This window comes from Anaerococcus degeneri (genome assembly GCF_017874475.1).
In the GTDB taxonomy this organism is placed as follows: Bacteria; Bacillota; Clostridia; order Tissierellales; family Peptoniphilaceae; genus Anaerococcus; species Anaerococcus degeneri.
The window spans coordinates 338,412-355,933 of sequence record NZ_JAGGLO010000001.1 but is presented as its reverse complement, the minus strand read 5'-3'; the positions used below and the strand labels follow the sequence as shown (position 1 = coordinate 355,933).

The following is a 17,522-nucleotide window of genomic DNA, read 5'->3' as shown; positions in this document are numbered from 1 at the left end:
CTTACTTAGTTCCAAATAACCTATCCCCAGCATCTCCCAAGCCTGGAACAATATAACCGTTTTCGTTTAACTTCTCATCTAATTGAGAAATATAAATTTTAACATCTGGGTGCTTTTCTTCTAGGAGTTTAAAAGCTTCTGGTGCTGCAATTATTGATAATAACTTTATAGATTTGCATCCATATTCTTTTAGTCTATCTATAGCATCACACGCAGATCCACCAGTAGCAAGCATAGGATCCACAACTAGAATATCTCTACTTTCAACATCGCTAGGAAGTTTACAGTAGTATTCAACTGGTTGAAGAGTTTCTTCATTCCTGTACATACCAATATGACCAATTTTGGCTGCTGGTAAAACTTCTAATACACCATCAACCATGCCAAGACCTGCTCTAAGAATTGGAACTATACCGATTTTCTTGCCTGTAAGCCTGTATCCAGTAGTCTTTGCAACTGGAGTTTCTACTTCATATTCTTCAAGTTCAAGATCTTTTGTTGCCTCATAGGCAAGAATCATGGCAATTTCTGTTACCAAGGACCTAAATTCATTTGAACCTGTATTCTTATCTCTAAGTATAGAAATTTTGTGCTTTATTACTGGATGGTCTAATACTGTTACGTTTTTCATATCTTCTCCTATATATAATTTACATCGTTTGCTGCTGCTTTTTTCATCCTATTCATTATACTCTTACCCAAATGATTTTCCCTTACACCTTCAGCAAGAATTATGTCAACTTTTAGCCTATCCATCTCTCTTAAAGATGAAAATAAGACATGGCTCATAGTTGATAAATCTCTTCTTGAACCTAGAGAAATGTATGGGTAGGATGCAAATTTATCTTTATCTTCCTCAAAGGCAAGGATTCCAACTTTTTCTCCTTGAGATTTGCATTCCTCTGCGAGGTTTAATAAATAATCTGGTACATTTTCTCCTATAAAGACCCTAAGCTTTGCCTTTGGTGCATAATGTTTGTACTTCTGTCCAGGTGATTTTGGTATCTTTGTAGAATCCACTAGGCTATCATCAAGTCTCATATCAGGGAGTATTTCTTTTAAAAATTCATAAGTGTAATACCCTGGTCTTAAAATTATCGGATTCTCTCCTGATAAGTCTATCACTGTTGACTCTATTCCTATATTTGATTCTCCTCCATCGATTATTAGAGGAATAATCCCGTTCATATCTTGGTAAACATCATCTGCCTTGGTTGGAGAAGGTCTACCAGAAATATTGGCGGATGGAGCTGCTATTGGGGTATTAGCTTCACTTATCAAAGCCCTAGCTATCTCGTCAGATGGAAATCTAATAGCAACTGTATCTCCGCCAGCTGTCACAGCCTCAGGAATTAATTTGGATTTTTTAAAAATCAAAGTCATTGGCCCTGGCCATAGGTCAAATAGCTTCCTATGTTTATCACTTATTGCCTCTACTAAATTATCTAACATAGATATATGGGAAATATGTAAGATAAGTGGATTATCAGCAGGCCTTCCCTTAGCCTTGAAAATTTTCTTGCAGGCTTCATCATTTAAGCCATCTGCTCCAAGACCATAAACTGTTTCTGTCGGAAAAGCCACGAGTGCTCCTTCATTTATGAGGTCCGCCGCTTTTTTTATATAAGCCTTATTTATATTTTTTCTATCAATATTTAAAATTTCAGTTTTCATTTAACCTTCTTTATCTAAGATATTGTAGGTTGGGTCAGCGTGGAGGGTGAGAATTACCCCTGTTTCTTTTCTAACCTTTTTTTCTATCGAATCAATTTCCCTGTGAAGTTCTGCTACAGTAAGATTTCCAGGCACTTCAACATGGCAGGACCCTGCAATATGGCCTTTTCCATATTGGTGTATATCTAGATGGTGGAAACCTATAATGTAAGAACCACTTAAAAGAATTTCAGAAATTTTCTTTTCTATTTCCTTATCAATTCTTTCGCCTAATAGATAACCAACGGTTTCATTAAACAAGTCAATACCAGGTTTTGTTACAAAAAATGCTACCACAACACCCATGGCCGCATCTAGGTTGAAAGTTACAAATCTTTGTAAAAACACACCCAGAATGATAGCTGTAGTTGAAATTATATCATTTCTTGCGTCAAGCATTACTCCTAGATTTAAATCTGATTCTAATTCCTTGTAAAGTCTTGAATTTAGATAATAAATATAGACCTTAATCAAAATACCAGAAAAAAGTATTATGAAAGATAGTAGGCTTAGGCCATTTGGGTTTTGATCGTCAAAGCTTTTTGCAGAATTTATAAATAAATTAATACCTACATAGACAATTACAATCGAAACCAAAAGAGCCATTACATATTCAACCCTTCCATGCCCAAAAGGATGCTCTTCGTCAGCTGGTTTTTTCGAAAAACTAGATCCTACTAATGACATTATGGAAACCACTGAGTCTGATAAGTTATTAAAAGCATCATTTAAAATAGCTGTAGACTTGGTAAAGATTCCCAAAAATATTTTCGATAGGAAAAGAATAATATTCATGACAATGCCCATGATTGAAGAAAGGCTAATTAAGTTGAGCCTTACATCTGGATTGTCAATATTTTCATGGTCTTTTACGAATCTATTGGCTAAAAAATCAAACAATTATTCGTCCTCGCCTACTTTTTCGAGTTTTCTAGTTTGATCTTCTGCAATTAGGGAATTTATCATATCCTCTATTTCTCCATTTAGAAAATCATCTAGTTGGTAAATTGTCTTGTTAATTCTGTGGTCTGTAATTCTTCCTTGTGGGAAGTTGTAGGTCCTAATTCTTTCAGACCTGTCACCTGTACCTACTTGACTTTTTCTGTTGTCAGCTATTTCCTTATTTCTCTTTTGCTCTTCAAGTTCAAAAAGCCTTGCCCTAAGAACTCTCATAGCTTTTTCCTTGTTTTTTATCTGACTTTTTTCATCTTGAATGGCAACAACTAGACCTGTTGGTATATGAGTTAGCCTTACAGCTGAGTCAGTTGTATTTACTGACTGACCACCATTACCGCTTGACCTATATACATCTACTCTGATGTCATTTGGATCTATGTGAAGTTCTACTTCGTCTACTTCTGGCAGAACGGCCACAGTTGCAGTTGATGTGTGGATTCTTCCACCAGATTCTGTTTCTGGAACCCTTTGAACCCTGTGTACACCTGATTCGTACTTTAATTTTGAATAAGCTCCCTCACCTCTTACAACGAAAGTCGCATCTTTAATACCGCCAACACCTTGGGTATTGACTTCAATTTCTTCTGTCTTGAAACCAGCCTTATCTGCGTACATGTTATACATTCTGTATAGGTCTCCAGCAAAAAGGCCTGCCTCGTCTCCACCAGCTCCTGGTCTGATTTCAACAATTACGTCTTTTTCATCATTAGGATCTTTTGGAATTAGAAGAATTTGCATCTCATCTTTTAATACTTCTAATTTATCCTTGTTTTCTTCTATCTCTTCTTTTAGCATTTGAACCATTTCCTGATCATCAGCTTCATTTATTAGTTCCTGATTTTCAGCTATGGTATCTTCAGCATTTTTTATCTCTTCGTATTTTTCAACAACAGGTTTTAAAGAATTATATTCTTTAGATACTTTTCTAAACTGGTCCATATCAGCTAAAACAGCTGGATCAGCAAGTTTCAATTCTAATTGCTTGTAATTTTCTCTAACATGTTCTAAATTTTCAAACATATTCTATCCTTTCTGTGCAATAATAAACCTATCAAAATCATTAAAATCTTTTATATTTTTAATATTTACAAAACCTTGGTCTACGAGAAGCATATTTAAAACCTCTTTTTGATCATAACCTATTTCAAAAACAAGATAGCCCTGATCATTTAGATAATCATTGGATTTTTTTATAATTTTTCTATAAAAATCTAGTCCATCCTCTCCACCATATAGTGCAGACTTTGGCTCAAAATAAAGTTCCTTATCAAGAGAATCATAATCTTTTTTGTTGATATAAGGAGGATTGGAAATAATCAAGTCGAATTTTCCTTCAATATTTTCAAACAAGTCTGATTTTATAAATTCAACGTTCTCTATACCAGTAAATTCTTTATTTTCCCTCGCAAGACTTAGGGCCTTTTCTTCTATATCTGACCCGATAACATAAGAATTTTCTACATTCTTTGCAAGCGATAAAGCAATAGCACCGGTACCTGTACCAATATCCAAAATTTCATCTTTTTTTATTGGCGATTTTATTAGGAAATCCACAATTATTTCTGTTTCAAAACGTGGAATCAAGGCTCTTGTGTCAACCTTAAGCCTAAGATTATAAAATTCCCACTCGCCTATAGCATACTGGAGTGGATAAGAGTCTTTTCTCTTATCTATTATATCCTTTAATCGTTGACTTTGCTTGTCATTTAATTCTAAATTTTGATTCATTAGTACATAAGACTTGGTTTTGCCTAAAATATAAGTAAGGGCAATTAAGCTTGTCTCATAATCTATTTTTAAAAAGTCTGATATTTTCATTATTTTACACAAAAATAAGGTAAGTTGCCTTACCTTATTATCTTTCATACTATTATTTTCTACCGTATTTTTTGTTAAATCTTTCTACCTTACCACCACGTTCAGCAGTTCTTTGTTTACCAGAGTAGAATGGGTGACAATTGTTGCAAACTTCTACTTTGATTTCTTCTTCTGTTGAACCTACAGTAAACTCGTTGCCACATGACATACAAGTTACTTTGGCTTGGTGATATTCTGGATGTAATTCTTTATTCATAATTCACCTCTATTTTCCATTTCAATAAGCAATATAAATTATACCTGCTCAAATATTAATATCAAGTTATTTGATAGATGAATTTATTAATTCTACAAATTGTTTATTTGACTTAGTCCTCTTCATCCAATCTATAAGTTCAACTATTGATTCAGTTGTATTTAGGTCAGACTTTCTAAGTTTATAAACTGCTTCAAGTTCTTCTTTAGTTAATAGAAGGTCATCACGTCTGGTGGATGATTTTTCAATATTAATTGCTGGGAAAATCCTTCTGTTTGAAAGACGTCTGTCAAGGTGGATTTCCATATTACCCGTTCCCTTAAATTCTTCAAAGATCATATCATCCATCCTTGATCCTGTATCAACAAGGGCTGTGGCGAGGATTGTTAGTGAACCACCGTTTTCAATATTTCTTGCAGCGCCAAAAAATTGCTTTGGACCAACTAAGGCAAGAGGGTCAAGACCACCCGAAAGTGTTCTTCCTGATTGAGGAGTCATTATGTTATAGGCCCTTGCAAGCCTTGTGAGGGAATCTAAAAGAATAACCACATCTTTTTTCTCTTCGACGAATCTCTTTGCCCTCTCAAGAACCATTTCTGCTATATCGATGTGGCTTTGTGGAGCCATGTCAAAAGTTGATGCAGCGACCTCTGTACGCATCAAAACATTTTCTGGATCCCTATATTCATTTACAAACCTTATAAAATCTGTAACTTCTTCAGGCCTTTCATCAATGAGAAGGACAATTATTTTTAGGTCATGGTAATTTTTTTCTAAAGACCTTTCTATATCTTTAATTAAAGTTGTCTTTCCTGCTTTAGGCTGGGAAACAATAAGACCTCTTTGGCCTCGACCAATTGGACTAATTACATCAATAATCCTTCCAGAAATATTTTTAGGGTCTGTTTCCACACTTATTCTTTCATTTGGATAAATTGGTGTTAAATCTTCAAATAAATCCCTATTAAAGGCATCAGCTGGTTTTATACCATTTACTGTTGAGACAAAAATTAGAGGAGAAAATTTGTCCTTATCATGTTTTTCTCTTGCAATCCCTTCGATATAGTCCCCTGTCTTCAACCTAAACATCTTTATTTGTTTTGGTGGTACATAAATATCATCGTCTCCAGATTCATAAAGTTGAGTCCTTAAAAATCCAAATCCGTCTGGTAATATTTCTAGAATACCATCACAGTCAAATTTAGCCCCAAGATCATTTTCTCTGGCTTCTTTGCTTTCTTCTTCCTTATTATTTTCTTCTTCTTCGATAAGCTTGATTAATTCATCTTTTCTATACTTGCTAATTGACTCTATGCCTAAATCTTTGGCAATTTCTCTGAGGTCAACTAGTTTTTTGTCTTTTAAATTATCCATATTTTTATACAAAAAGGGGCCCTAAAGCCCCACAATTTAATCTTATTTATTAGCGCTATTTTCGCTACCAAACATATCAATTTTTTCTTCAACTAAAGCTTGAACTGCGTTTGTTCCTGGAAGAAGAAGTTTTCTTGGGTCAAAGCCCTTGCTTTGTTGGTCTTTTCCAGCTTCGATATATTCTCTAGTTGCCTTGGCAAAGGCGATTTGGCATTCTGTATTTACGTTAATCTTAGAAACGCCTAGGCTGATAGCTTTTTTGATTTGATCATCAGGAATACCTGTACCACCGTGAAGTACTAATGGCATTTTAACTGCATCAGAAATTTCTTTAAGTCTATCAAAGTTTAGACCTTGCCAATCAGCTGGGTATACACCGTGGATATTACCAATACCTGCTGCTAAGAAGTCTATTCCGCAAGCTGCAAGGTTTTTACATTCTTCAACGTCTGCAAGTTCACCAGCAGATGTAACGCCGTCTTCTTCTCCGCCGATACCGCCAACTTCACCTTCTACTGAGATGCCTTTTTCGTGAGCAAGTTTAACAATTTCTCTTGTTTTTTCAAGGTTTTCTTCGATTGGGAAGTGAGAACCATCAAACATTACAGAAGTATAGCCTGCTTCTATACAAGCCTTTGCTCCCTCATAAGAACCGTGGTCTAAGTGGATTGCTACTGGAACAGTGATTCCAAGTGCATCGTGTAAGTTTCTAACAAGATTGGCAACAGTTTTGAAACCACCCATGTATTTTGCTGCACCTTCACTAGATGAAATTATTACAGCAGTCTTTTTTGCTTCAGCAGCAAGTAGGATTGCTTTTGTCCATTCTAGGTTATTTGTATTGAAGTGTCCAATAGCGTAGCCATTTTCATAGGCTAGGTCTAACATTTCTTTTGCATTAACTAACATATTATCTCCTCCGGGCTGTGCCCTATTTAATTCTATATATTATATCATACCTATCTTGGATTAATCTTCCAAATCTTTATAGATATTTTCACAAACTAATTTTATTGCCTCGTCAGCATCTAGGTTTTTATTTTCCATTTCAGCTCTGGTTGAATATTCGATAATAGAATTTACGGCATCTTTTCCAACGGTAATCCTATATGGGATACCGATTAGGTCCCTGTCATTAAATTTAACTCCTGGACGTTCATTTCTGTCATCAAGAAGAACATCTATTTTCTTTGCTTTTAATTCTTTATAGATTTTTTCAGCTAAGTTTGCTTGTTCTTCATCATTTGGTTTAATTAGGGTAATTATTACTTCAAATGGAGCGACGCTTGTTGGCCAGATAATACCCTTATCGTCATGGTATTGCTCAACAACAGCAGAAATTGATCTTGATATACCTATACCATAAGAACCCATTATAAATGGCTTAGAAACCCCATTTTGGTCTAAGAAATTAGCCTCAAGGGCTTCTGAATATTTTGTTCCAAGTTGGAAGATATTTCCTACTTCTATCCCTCTAGCAGCCTTATATGCACCTGATCCGTCATAAGCTTGGTCACCTTCTTTTGCAAGAGTTAAATCTTCTGCTGTTTCGCCTTCGAAATCTCTGCCATAGTTAGCGTTTATATAATGGTAACCAGCCTTGTTAGCTCCTACTACTAGGTTATTAATTTGTGTAAGAGATTTATCTATAATAATTCTTGCATTTTCTAAGCCGATAGGTCCTGTGTAGCCAGGTTGTGTATATTTTTCGATTGTTTCATCGTCAGCCATTTCAATTTCATGCTCTGGCACCTTTAGATAAGAAATCATTTTTGCCATATTTAGTTCCCTATCACCAGGTATAAAGACAAATACAGGCTCTCCCTCAACAATAAGGTCTATTGCCTTAGCGCATTTTATTTTATCTTCATTTAAAAATTCGCTAACATCTTCTATTGTTTTCTTGTCAGTTGTTTTTATTAGTTCTAGTTCTTTTTCATCTTCTTTTATAGCTTGAATTATGCTTCTTGCTTTTTCATCTGTATAGGCAGAATCACTGTTTTCTGTATAAAGAATAATTCCTTCTCCAGACTCAGAAAGGGCTATAAATTCGTGTGATTTGCGACCACCCATGGCTCCTGTGTCGCCTTCAACTACTTTGTAGTCAAGTTTCATCTTATCAAAGGCAACCTCATAGGCTTTCCACATATTCATGTAAGATTTTTCAAGGCCTTCTTGGTCAGCATCAAAAGTGTAGGCATCTTTCATGAGGAAGTCCCTAGACCTATTGATTCCAAATCTCGGTCTCTTTTCATCCCTAAATTTATCAACAATTTGATATAAATTTAATGGTAATTGTTTGTAGGAATTTAGTTCGTCCTTTATAAGGTCTACAAAAGATTCTTCAGCAGTTGGACCTAGAGCGTATTCCCTGTCATGTCTATCCTTTAATTTAAACATCTCAGGACCAAAGGTCTCCCATCTGGTTGACTTATCCCAAATTTGTCTTGGTTGGAGGATTGAAGTTGAAACCTCAATTGCTCCATGGCTATCCATTGCATCTCTAACTATAGTTTCAATTTTGTTTAAAACTTTTTGTCCAAGAGGTAAAAAGGAATAAATTCCTGAAGCTTGTTGCCTAATAAAAGCACCTCTTACTAACAATTTATGGCTGGCTGTTTCTGCATCAACCGGATCTTGTCTTAGGGTTGGCATATAATAATTTGATAATCTCATTAATTCACACTCCTCATTGAAAGACCAATTCTTTCTTTTTTCTTATCTATTTCTATAATCCTAACACTTACCACCTGTGAATTTGTTAATTCATCATGTGGATTTTTTACAAACTTATCGGAAATTTCTGAAACATGGACTAGGCCATCTGTTCCAACTCCAATATCTACAAAGGCGCCAAAGTCAGTTATATTTCTTACCTTGCCCTTAAGAACCATGCCAACTTTCAAATCATCTATGCCCATTATTTCCTTTTTGGTAAGGACTTCTGGGTTATCTTCCCTTGGATCGCGTCCAGGTTTCTTAAGTTCTGCAATAATATCTTCTAGGGTCGGTATGCCTACTTCTAGTTCTTCGGCAACTTTTTTTACATCTATCTTATCTAAATCCAAATTCTGAATTTTTTTGGCTATCTTATAGGATTCCGGGTGGACTCCTGTGTTATCCAAAATCTCTGGTGATGATGGGAATCTTAGAAAACCTGCTGCGAGTTCATAGGTTTTTTTGCCCAATCCCTTCACATCTAAGAGGTCCTTTCTATATACAATCTTGCCATCTTTGAAGTCTTCTTCTATCCTCTTAGCGAGATTTTGATTTAAACCTGACACGTAGGATAAAAGCTTGTAGGAGGCATTGTTAATAGCAACTCCTACTTCATTTACCGCATCTTCTACGACCTTCGCTAGCTCTTCGTCAAGTTTTTTACCATCAAGATCGTGTTGGTACTGGCCAACACCTATATGTTTTGGCTCAATTTTTACAAGTTCAGCCATGGGGTCTTGGAGTCGCCTTGCCATTGATATTGCACCTCTGATTGTAACATCAAGGTCAGGAAATTCTTCTTTACCAAGGCTTGATGCAGAATAAACACTGGCACCCGCCTCATTTACTATGGCATAGGAAACTCCATCTACTTCCTTGATTAATTTATCTACAACAAGTTCTGTTTCCCTAGAAGCAGTTGCATTTCCAAGTGCTATCAAAGTTACTCCATATTTTTTAATCAAGGATTTTAAAGTTGCAATTGCTTCTTTTTCTTTCTTGTGAGGTTCTACTGGATAGATCACAGCTTGGTCTAGGTATTTTCCGTTTTTATCAACCACTGCTACCTTACATCCTGTCCTAAAACCTGGGTCAAGACCCATCACCACCTGGCCCTTGATAGGTCTTTGAAGTAAGTAAGGCTTTAAATTGTTTCCAAAAACTCTTATAGACTCATCACTGGCCTCTTCAGTGAGTTTATTACGTAGCTCTGTTGTAATTGAAGGTAACATCAATCTCTTGTAAGCATCATCTATTGTGAGTTCTACAAGTTCTTTTTGATAAGGATTAAAGTCCCTATCTTGGCTAACAAGCTTGTAAATTAAACTTTTGTTATAGGCGTCTGAAAATTCGATTTTTACAGTAAGTATGTCTTCCTTTTCTGCCCTGTTAATGGCTAGAACCTGGAAAGACTTGAGATCTTTTAATTTTTTAGAAAAATCATGGTATGATTCGTATAGACTATCCTCTTCTGCCTTAAGACTTGTAAGTAAAGATGCTCTTAGTAGTCCGTCACGCCTAATTATATTTCTAGCATCAATGGTGTTTGCAATATCCTCTGCAAGGATATCAAGAGTTCTTTCTATAACTTCCTTCTCATCCTCTAGGCCTTCCTGGAAATAATCCTTAGCTGCTGCTAGAGCGTCTTCTTGATCAGATATTTCTGTAAGAAGTTTCTCTAAAAATCCTTCTAGACCAAATTCTCTGGCAATATCCGCCCTTGTCTTTCTCCTTGATTTATATGGGGCGTAGATATCTTCAAGAATGGTTAGAGAATTACTTGCAAGGATTTCTTCCCTGAGTTCATCTGTCAACTGACCTTTTTCATCAATTAACTTTATAATTTCTTCTTGTCTTTTTTCTATATTACGGAGTCTAGAAAGATTTTTTTCTATTTCTCTAATCTCAACGTCGGTAAGATTTCCTGTAACTTCCTTCCTATATCTTGCTATAAAGGCAACTGTTGAGCCTTCATCGAGAAGTTTAATTACATTTTCTATTCTTTCTTCATTAATATTTAATTCTTTTGATAAAATTTCTGTAATATTCATATTTTCCTTATAATAATATAATTTTTAATAAATAAATAAGTATCAAGTGGACTGGGTAGAAGGCATAAAAATACCACTTATTATAGGTACCTCTCTTGCCATTATATAAGAGTATAAGTGGTATAGAAAGGTAGACCATGTAAGGTATCGATAAGTAATCCCCACCAATCCTTGCCTCAAAGGCAAAGCCTATTAGAATTGCTATAGCCGTTAAAAGCCTGCTTTCTTTAGCAAGATATATCAGGGCTATAACCACAATTGCCCTCGAATCATAGTCCGTCATGAGAAATCCTGCTAAAAAATAAAATCCTAAAAAAATTAAAAAGCCAAAACCTAATCTTAAGAATATATTTGTCTGGCTTGCCAAAATTTTTTCCCATAGATAAACCATCAAGGCTCCTAGAAATAAGGAGAAAAATACATTCTGACTGTAGACAAAAAAACCAGTGCCTGAAAATACTAAGTCAAAAGGTATTTCTGAAACCAAGGCAAACATAAAAAGTCTTTTCAAATACTTTCCACGATTCTTGGTCAAAATAATTCCCTGAACAGCCATAAAAGAAAAAAGTGGCATGGAAATTCGCCCAATGAGCATAAATAAGTCTGCAATCTTGGTAAACTCCATCATATATAAAAGTTCAGATTGGGCCAAATGGCTTAAAAACATGGCGCTACAAGCGATTATTTTTAAATGACCGCTTGTTAAATAAGGGCGATCCACTTGCCAAGCTTTCATAAAGCTCTTGTTTTCACACATCTAATAATTCCCCTTGATAAAGTTTATCTTATATTTAGGGAAGACCATTGAAATATCTCTGCCAGAAGGCTTTACGCTCCCGTCCTTATCCATATCAACAATTTGGCTTGGATCAAAAAATACCAATTTAAAATCCTCATTAAGTTTGGAAATGACTGTTAGTTCAAATTTATAAATTTCTTTTTCAACGCCATAAGCAATGAGAAGGTCTATAAACCTACCATAGTCGTAATCATTATAATCGTCAAAGCTTAGCCTTATTTTATATTCATGTTCTTCTTTTATATAAAAATTAGCTCGCTTGCTAGTGTAGGAATGTTCATCACCTGTTTTAAGGTTTGTAATAGTAATCTTTGTAATATTTGGATTTGATTCCTCCATTAATTTGATTACATCATTATCTGTTATGTCTTTTTCAATATTTTTTATCATTTCCATATTCTTTGCTTCTTTGTTTATCTCAGAAATGGAAATAGGTTTAGCAGAACTCGGCTTTTTTCCTTCTTTATTATTAATCTCTGATGATTTTTTAGAAGGGGTACTATTATTATTTATATTCTTTCTTACAACCCTGCCATAATTTTTACTTGTCTTGTCTTCAGGATCATAAAGATAAGCCTTTATATCATCAAAATCCATATCGTCTTTTATTGGGAGGCTTTCCTTTTCACTTAAATATAAATAAGTAGAATAAAGGGTCTTGAAGGCCATATATAAAAAAGATAGGCTTGTTAAAAGTGAGATGATGTTTTTTGGTAAATAGGAATTAAAATTAACTAGGTTAATAATAAGCATAAGGAAAAATGGGCCTATACCTGTAAATTCCATAAAATTTTGAAGGCTTGACTTTTCTTCTTCACTAGTCTTCCTTTTGCTCATCTTTACAACCATTACTATTACCCTGATAAGGAAATTTAAAAATCCAACAACATAAAGCCCAGTTATTATTTGCTGAGCTATTGGATAATAGGTATAGATTTCAAATGGAAGTGACCTAATGGTGTAGTCAATCAAAAAGGTGTTAGCTATTAAAAATAGTCCAGACTTCCTGAACGTCCTTGATATAATAAATATTAAAAGCAAAACCACAAATCCGCCTATGGCAAAACCCAATATTTGGTTATCTAATATTAAATTGTAAATTTGATTTATTATTACGTCTATATCCATAATGTCTCCATTATATAATTATATCAATTTCCTTGATTTTAACAATATTTATTTGACTTTTTTTAAAAAACTAAGACAAAGAAAAAATTTAAAACCCCTCCATCCGAATTTTGAATATTGGGGTCTGAGCTTAAAGGTGTTTAATAAGTCAGTTATATCAAATTATATTCGAAAAACAATAGTCTAGCTTTCTTAAAAATCTTAATTTCCACAAGTAATAATTATTTTAGTCTTTAAGTAAAATAATTATTACTTCCTATCTAAAATATTTCGTCAAGGAATTTTCAATATATAACCTAATCTGCTATTTAGATTTTGATTAACTATTGAGGAAAAATAAAAAGACTCCCAAGGGAGCCTTTGTTTTTTATGTAGTATATATTATTCTTGGTCGATTGCTTCAACTGGGCAAACTGCTGCACAAGCACCACAATCAATACATGCATTTCCGTCAATTTCGTAAGCTGCATCGCCTTGTGAGATTGCTCCTACTGGGCATTCACCTTCACATGAACCGCAAGAAATACAAACATTTTCATCTATTTTGTATGCCATAATTTCCTCCTATATTTATTATATAGTTAGTATACAACTATATACAATAAATGTCAACTATTTCTATATTTTTATACCTAAAAACGGAAAATAATGATTATTTATGCAAATTGATAATAATTATCATTTACATTTGACCAGGTCACTTGCCTTATAATATTCTTCTATTTCTACATCGTCTTCTGTCTTTACTCTCACCTTGCATACTTCTTTTACAAAATCATTAGTAAGGACGATGCCCTCTCCATCTTCTGTTTGAACCATAGTTCCTGGTCTTGGCATATATTTCCTAGCCCTAACATAATTATCTTCCTCAAAAGAAAGACAACACATTAGCCTACCGCATACTCCAGAAATTTTTGCTGGATCTAATGTTATTCCTTGATCTTTTGCCATTTTAATAGATAAAGGTGAAAAATCAGTCATAAACCTTGAGCAGCAGGATTTTTGACCACAAGTCCCATGAAAGCCTTTAAGTTTAGCGTGATCTCTTACTCCTATTTGTCTTAATTCTATCCTGTTTCTAAATATAGAAGCAAGGTCTTTGACAAGCGACCTAAAGTCAACTCTTTTATCAGCTGTGAAATAAATGGTGATTTTTGTTCTATCAAAGCTATATTCACTGTCTACTATTTTCATTTTTAGCCTATAAAAATCGGCTTTTTCTTGAGAAATTCTAATAGCTTCTTCGGCATCTTCAAGATTTTGTCTATAAATTTCCAAGTCTTTTTCTGTTGCCTTTCTTATAACTGGTGAAAGAGCTTTGTCAAACTTTTTTTCATCTATTTCAATATTGGCCAAGGCAACTTCTGCTAGCTCCAATCCATTCGAACTTTCTACTATTACCTTGTCCTTAAAATTCAGAATTAAATTATTAGCAGAAAAATAATATACCTTTCCCGCATCTTTAAATCTTATTCCAACTACATTCATTAACTTTGCCTGCCTTCTTTATATATATTTAAAAATATATTTTCAACACTCAACTCAAAATTTATATTATTTCTAAAAGACCTATATATTTTCTCAAACTTAGCTAAAAGCCTCTCTATACTAGCTAGGCTTAAATTAGTTAGGTTTTCTATATTGTAATCATAGCTAGTAAAACCCGTAAGCCCTTTGTACTTAATTGCAATGGTGTCTGATAAGATTTTTATCAACCCATCCATTAGACTTGCCTTATCTTCCCTAAAAGAAAGCAAAAAATCCCTCTCCTTATAATAGACTGCAAGGTCTCCTTGGTAAAGCTTTGAAAAAATATCCGACAATTTTTCTATATCAATGTCTAGATCATTTTTTGTAGTATTTAAGGATATTATTTGACATCTGGACCTGATAGTAGGAAGAATTTTGCCAGCATTATCAACTGTAAATACAATCAAAGAATATGACTTTAATTCTTCAAGACTTTTTAACATGGCATTGGCCGCTTCTATCCTTAAATTTTGAGCATTTTGAATTATATAAATCTTAATTTTATTATTTACTGGCCTTATTACCATATCTTTGATAAGACTTCTAATGGTTCCTATGTCGATTACGTCCTTATCAATTATTTCTATATCTGGATTTGTCTCAAGCTTTGTGCTTAATCCATATGATTCAAAGACTTTTTTAGCAAAGTCTTTTGCGTATCCGAGGTTATAGTCTAGATCTTCTCCCTCAATTATATAAGCATTTGATAGGCTATTATTTTTTAGCTGACTATCTAAAAAGCTCATAGTTGTATATATTGTTCAACGTCAATTATAAATATAGTTGCTCCACCTACGCTTATTTCTATTGGAACAGTTGAGCTTATAAGCGAACTTTCTCCTGTTGGATTTATAATTGTTGTGGTTGTGTTTCTCTTCTTGCAGTTTTTCTCAATTACACCTAGGGCTTCATCTAGTTTAGCTTCTTCTACACCTATTAATAATGTAGTATTACCCTTTTTAAGGAATCCACCAGTGGTAGATAGTTTAGTTATCCTGTATCCTTTTTCTGTTAGGGCATCAATTAAAAAATTAACATCTGCATCTTGTACTATAGCAACCAATAATTTCATCTTAGTCCTCCAATAATTGATATATGATATTTATAACATCTTCTGTCAAGTCTTCTATAGATTTTCTAGCATCTACCTTCTTGATTTCATCCTTATAAAGGTCTGCCATCTTTAGATAACCATCAAAAATAGTCTTATGGAAAGAAAAATCTTCATTTTCTAGCCTATCTGGAGAAAAATTCGCTCTTTTTCTTTCTAGGGCTGTCTTATAATCTATATTAAAAAATAAAGTAAGATCAGGTTTTAGTCCACCTGTTGCAAAGTCATTTATACTTTTTACATTTTCTACTCCAAGTGACCTGCCAAGTCCTTGATATAAAAGAGATGACATTACAAATCTATCGCAAATAACAATTTTGCCTGCCTTAAGATCAGGAAGGATTTTTTCTGCCACAAGCTGGGCTCTTGATGATGCAAATAAGAGGGCTTCGGTCTTAGAATCCATCATATGATTGTCATTGTCTATGATAATAGACCTAATCTTTTCAGAAATATCTGTACCACCTGGTTCCCTATAATAGGATATAGAGTAGTCTTTATTTTCTAGTAGCTCTTTAACTTTTTTTATTATTGTGGTTTTTCCAGACCCATCAGGTCCTTCAAAAACTATAAATTTTCCATTCATACATCCATTATACTATAAAATTACATTTTTAGTCTACTATTGTTATTCTATAAAAATTTGCAAATAAAAAAACCATTGTCCTTCTTGTAAGATCAATGGTTTTAAGTCTTATTCAGCGTCTTCTTCAGTTTCGCCAACTGTTGGTACATCTGCTGCATCTACTGCTTCAGCATCTTCATCAACGATTTCTTCTTCAGAAACTTCTTGTAGTGAGCATACTACTTCATCTTCATCAGCAAGAATTGTGATATTTTCATTTGAAGCGATATCAAGATCTGCAACAGTCATGTTGTCACCAATTGCCATTTCCTTAACATCAACATCTGCTGTTTGTGGGATGTATTTTGGTAGACATTCAACTTCAACGCTTTCAAGGTTTTGTACAAGTACACCTGTAACTTCGTTCATATCGTCTCTGTTAACTAGGACAACTGGAACTGTAACTCTGATTGATTCGTTTTGGTCGATTGCTTGGAAATCAACATGTAGGAATTGGTTCTTGTATGCGTGGCTAGTAAATTCCTTAATAAGAACTTCCTTACCTTCACCTTCGATGTCTAATGTAATAATAGTAGATGTTCCAGCCTGTCTAAGTACTTTTTCAAAATCTCTAGCTGTGAATTGAACATTTACATTTTCTTGATTTTTACCATAGATAACTCCTGGGATAAGTTCTTTATTTCTAAGTTTTTTAACTTGATTTTTACCAGTAGCTTCTCTTTTTTCTGCTTGTAAAACTATTTTAGCCATTTTGCCTCCTTATTTATTCATACTTGCTAATTATACCCCATCCACGCCTTATTTACAATATCTGTTAATCTAATTATTTTTAAATTTAATTGATTAAAATTCGACTTTGATATAAAATATAGGAAAGACAGAAAAGATAAAGAAATCATAAGGAGAATATTATGCCAAGAAAAGGAAAATTCGGCACTGTAGATATCACAGTCCTTGGAGATGAATTAAAGGTTGGCGAAAAGGCGCCAGATTTTAAGGCGGACAAGATGGACTTGACTGAATATAATTTTTATGAAGAAGAAGGAAGAAAAATAAAAATCTTATCAGTAGTGCCATCCCTAGACACTGATGTATGTGAGCTTCAAACAAAAATGTTTCAAAAAGCAACTGAATTTTTCTCAGAAAATATTGTTGTTGTTACAGTTTCAAATGACCTACCTTTCGCCCAACAAAGATTTAAGAAAGTTAAAAAAACCGATAAAATAAAATTTGTATCAGACTATAACTGCAGAGACTTCTCTAGCAAATACGGCACTCTAATCCAAGAATTGAAACTTTTAAACCGTTCTGTTTTTGTTCTAGATAAGGATAACACCATAAAATATGTCCAATACCTAAAACAAAACACTGATCTTCCGGAATATGAAGAAGCAATCAAAATCGCAAAAGAACTTGATAAGTAAAAATTAAATATAAATTATATTTTGCTCTAAAAAAGACGAGAACTTAATCCTCGTCTT

19 protein-coding genes are annotated in these 17,522 nt (G+C 34.0%); 1 reads left to right on the top strand and 18 read right to left on the bottom strand.

Going from position 1 to position 17,522, the window contains the following annotated elements; genetic code table 11:
• Window position 1: 1 nt before the first annotated feature.
• From upp to J2Z38_RS01625, 18 genes are all read right to left on the bottom strand, one after another.
• Entirely contained in the window at window positions 2–631 is a 630-nt protein-coding gene (upp, locus tag J2Z38_RS01710; RefSeq protein WP_209771681.1) for a uracil phosphoribosyltransferase, read from the bottom strand.
• 8 nt (window positions 632–639) lie between these two features.
• Window positions 640–1,674, bottom strand: coding sequence for an L-threonylcarbamoyladenylate synthase (locus J2Z38_RS01705; protein ID WP_209771678.1), 1,035 nt, complete (start codon window positions 1,672–1,674; stop codon window positions 640–642).
• A complete protein-coding gene (locus tag J2Z38_RS01700) occupies window positions 1,675–2,613 on the bottom strand; it encodes a cation diffusion facilitator family transporter (RefSeq protein ID WP_209771675.1) in 939 nt (312 codons plus the stop codon).
• Window positions 2,614–3,690 carry a peptide chain release factor 1 gene (prfA, locus tag J2Z38_RS01695; RefSeq protein WP_209771673.1) on the bottom strand — a complete coding sequence of 359 codons (1,077 nt, stop codon included), beginning with the start codon at window positions 3,688–3,690 and terminating at the stop codon, window positions 2,614–2,616.
• 3 nt (window positions 3,691–3,693) lie between these two features.
• A complete protein-coding gene (gene prmC / locus J2Z38_RS01690; RefSeq protein WP_209772443.1) occupies window positions 3,694–4,488 on the bottom strand; it encodes a peptide chain release factor N(5)-glutamine methyltransferase in 795 nt (264 codons plus the stop codon).
• Window positions 4,489–4,540: 52 nt separating this feature from the next.
• Window positions 4,541–4,744 carry a 50S ribosomal protein L31 gene (rpmE, locus tag J2Z38_RS01685; RefSeq protein ID WP_004828860.1) on the bottom strand — a complete coding sequence of 68 codons (204 nt, stop codon included), beginning with the start codon at window positions 4,742–4,744 and terminating at the stop codon, window positions 4,541–4,543.
• Window positions 4,745–4,810: 66 nt separating this feature from the next.
• A complete protein-coding gene (gene rho / locus J2Z38_RS01680) occupies window positions 4,811–6,118 on the bottom strand; it encodes a transcription termination factor Rho (protein ID WP_209771670.1) in 1,308 nt (435 codons plus the stop codon).
• A gap of 42 nt (window positions 6,119–6,160) precedes the next feature.
• Entirely contained in the window at window positions 6,161–7,027 is an 867-nt protein-coding gene (fba, locus tag J2Z38_RS01675; RefSeq protein WP_209771669.1) for a class II fructose-1,6-bisphosphate aldolase, read from the bottom strand.
• A gap of 60 nt (window positions 7,028–7,087) precedes the next feature.
• The gene (locus tag J2Z38_RS01670) at window positions 7,088–8,794 is read right to left on the bottom strand and encodes a proline--tRNA ligase (RefSeq protein ID WP_209771668.1); all 1,707 of its coding nucleotides are present in this window, start codon (window positions 8,792–8,794) and stop codon (window positions 7,088–7,090) included.
• Window positions 8,794–10,887 carry a Tex-like N-terminal domain-containing protein gene (locus J2Z38_RS01665; protein ID WP_209771664.1) on the bottom strand — a complete coding sequence of 698 codons (2,094 nt, stop codon included), beginning with the start codon at window positions 10,885–10,887 and terminating at the stop codon, window positions 8,794–8,796. Before J2Z38_RS01665 ends, J2Z38_RS01670 begins: the two co-directional genes overlap by 1 nt.
• Window positions 10,888–10,894: 7 nt before the next feature.
• Window positions 10,895–11,644 carry a TraX family protein gene (locus J2Z38_RS01660; RefSeq protein ID WP_209771661.1) on the bottom strand — a complete coding sequence of 250 codons (750 nt, stop codon included), beginning with the start codon at window positions 11,642–11,644 and terminating at the stop codon, window positions 10,895–10,897.
• Entirely contained in the window at window positions 11,645–12,814 is a 1,170-nt protein-coding gene (locus J2Z38_RS01655) for a hypothetical protein (protein WP_209771658.1), read from the bottom strand. It lies immediately after the preceding gene.
• A gap of 381 nt (window positions 12,815–13,195) precedes the next feature.
• Window positions 13,196–13,369, bottom strand: coding sequence for an indolepyruvate ferredoxin oxidoreductase subunit alpha (locus J2Z38_RS01650; RefSeq protein WP_209771655.1), 174 nt, complete (start codon window positions 13,367–13,369; stop codon window positions 13,196–13,198).
• 123 nt (window positions 13,370–13,492) lie between these two features.
• Entirely contained in the window at window positions 13,493–14,302 is an 810-nt protein-coding gene (locus tag J2Z38_RS01645) for a PSP1 domain-containing protein (RefSeq protein WP_209771652.1), read from the bottom strand.
• Window positions 14,302–15,090, bottom strand: a complete 789-nt coding sequence (locus tag J2Z38_RS01640; RefSeq protein WP_209771650.1) for a DNA polymerase III subunit delta' — start codon at window positions 15,088–15,090, stop codon at window positions 14,302–14,304. The genes J2Z38_RS01645 and J2Z38_RS01640 overlap by 1 nt, the downstream gene beginning before the upstream one ends.
• Window positions 15,087–15,416: a cyclic-di-AMP receptor gene (locus J2Z38_RS01635; protein WP_209771648.1), complete on the bottom strand. Its 330-nt coding sequence runs from the start codon at window positions 15,414–15,416 to the stop codon at window positions 15,087–15,089. The genes J2Z38_RS01640 and J2Z38_RS01635 overlap by 4 nt, the downstream gene beginning before the upstream one ends.
• Window position 15,417: 1 nt before the next feature.
• Entirely contained in the window at window positions 15,418–16,041 is a 624-nt protein-coding gene (gene tmk, locus J2Z38_RS01630) for a dTMP kinase (protein WP_209771646.1), read from the bottom strand.
• Window positions 16,042–16,149: 108 nt separating this feature from the next.
• On the bottom strand, window positions 16,150–16,791 hold the full coding sequence (locus tag J2Z38_RS01625; RefSeq protein ID WP_209771644.1) for a 50S ribosomal protein L25: 642 nt from the start codon (window positions 16,789–16,791) through the stop codon (window positions 16,150–16,152).
• 161 nt (window positions 16,792–16,952) lie between these two features.
• Here J2Z38_RS01625 and tpx point away from each other — a divergent pair, with 161 nt between their 5' ends.
• The gene (gene tpx / locus J2Z38_RS01620; protein ID WP_209771642.1) at window positions 16,953–17,465 is read left to right on the top strand and encodes a thiol peroxidase; all 513 of its coding nucleotides are present in this window, start codon (window positions 16,953–16,955) and stop codon (window positions 17,463–17,465) included.
• Window positions 17,466–17,522 lie beyond the last annotated feature (57 nt).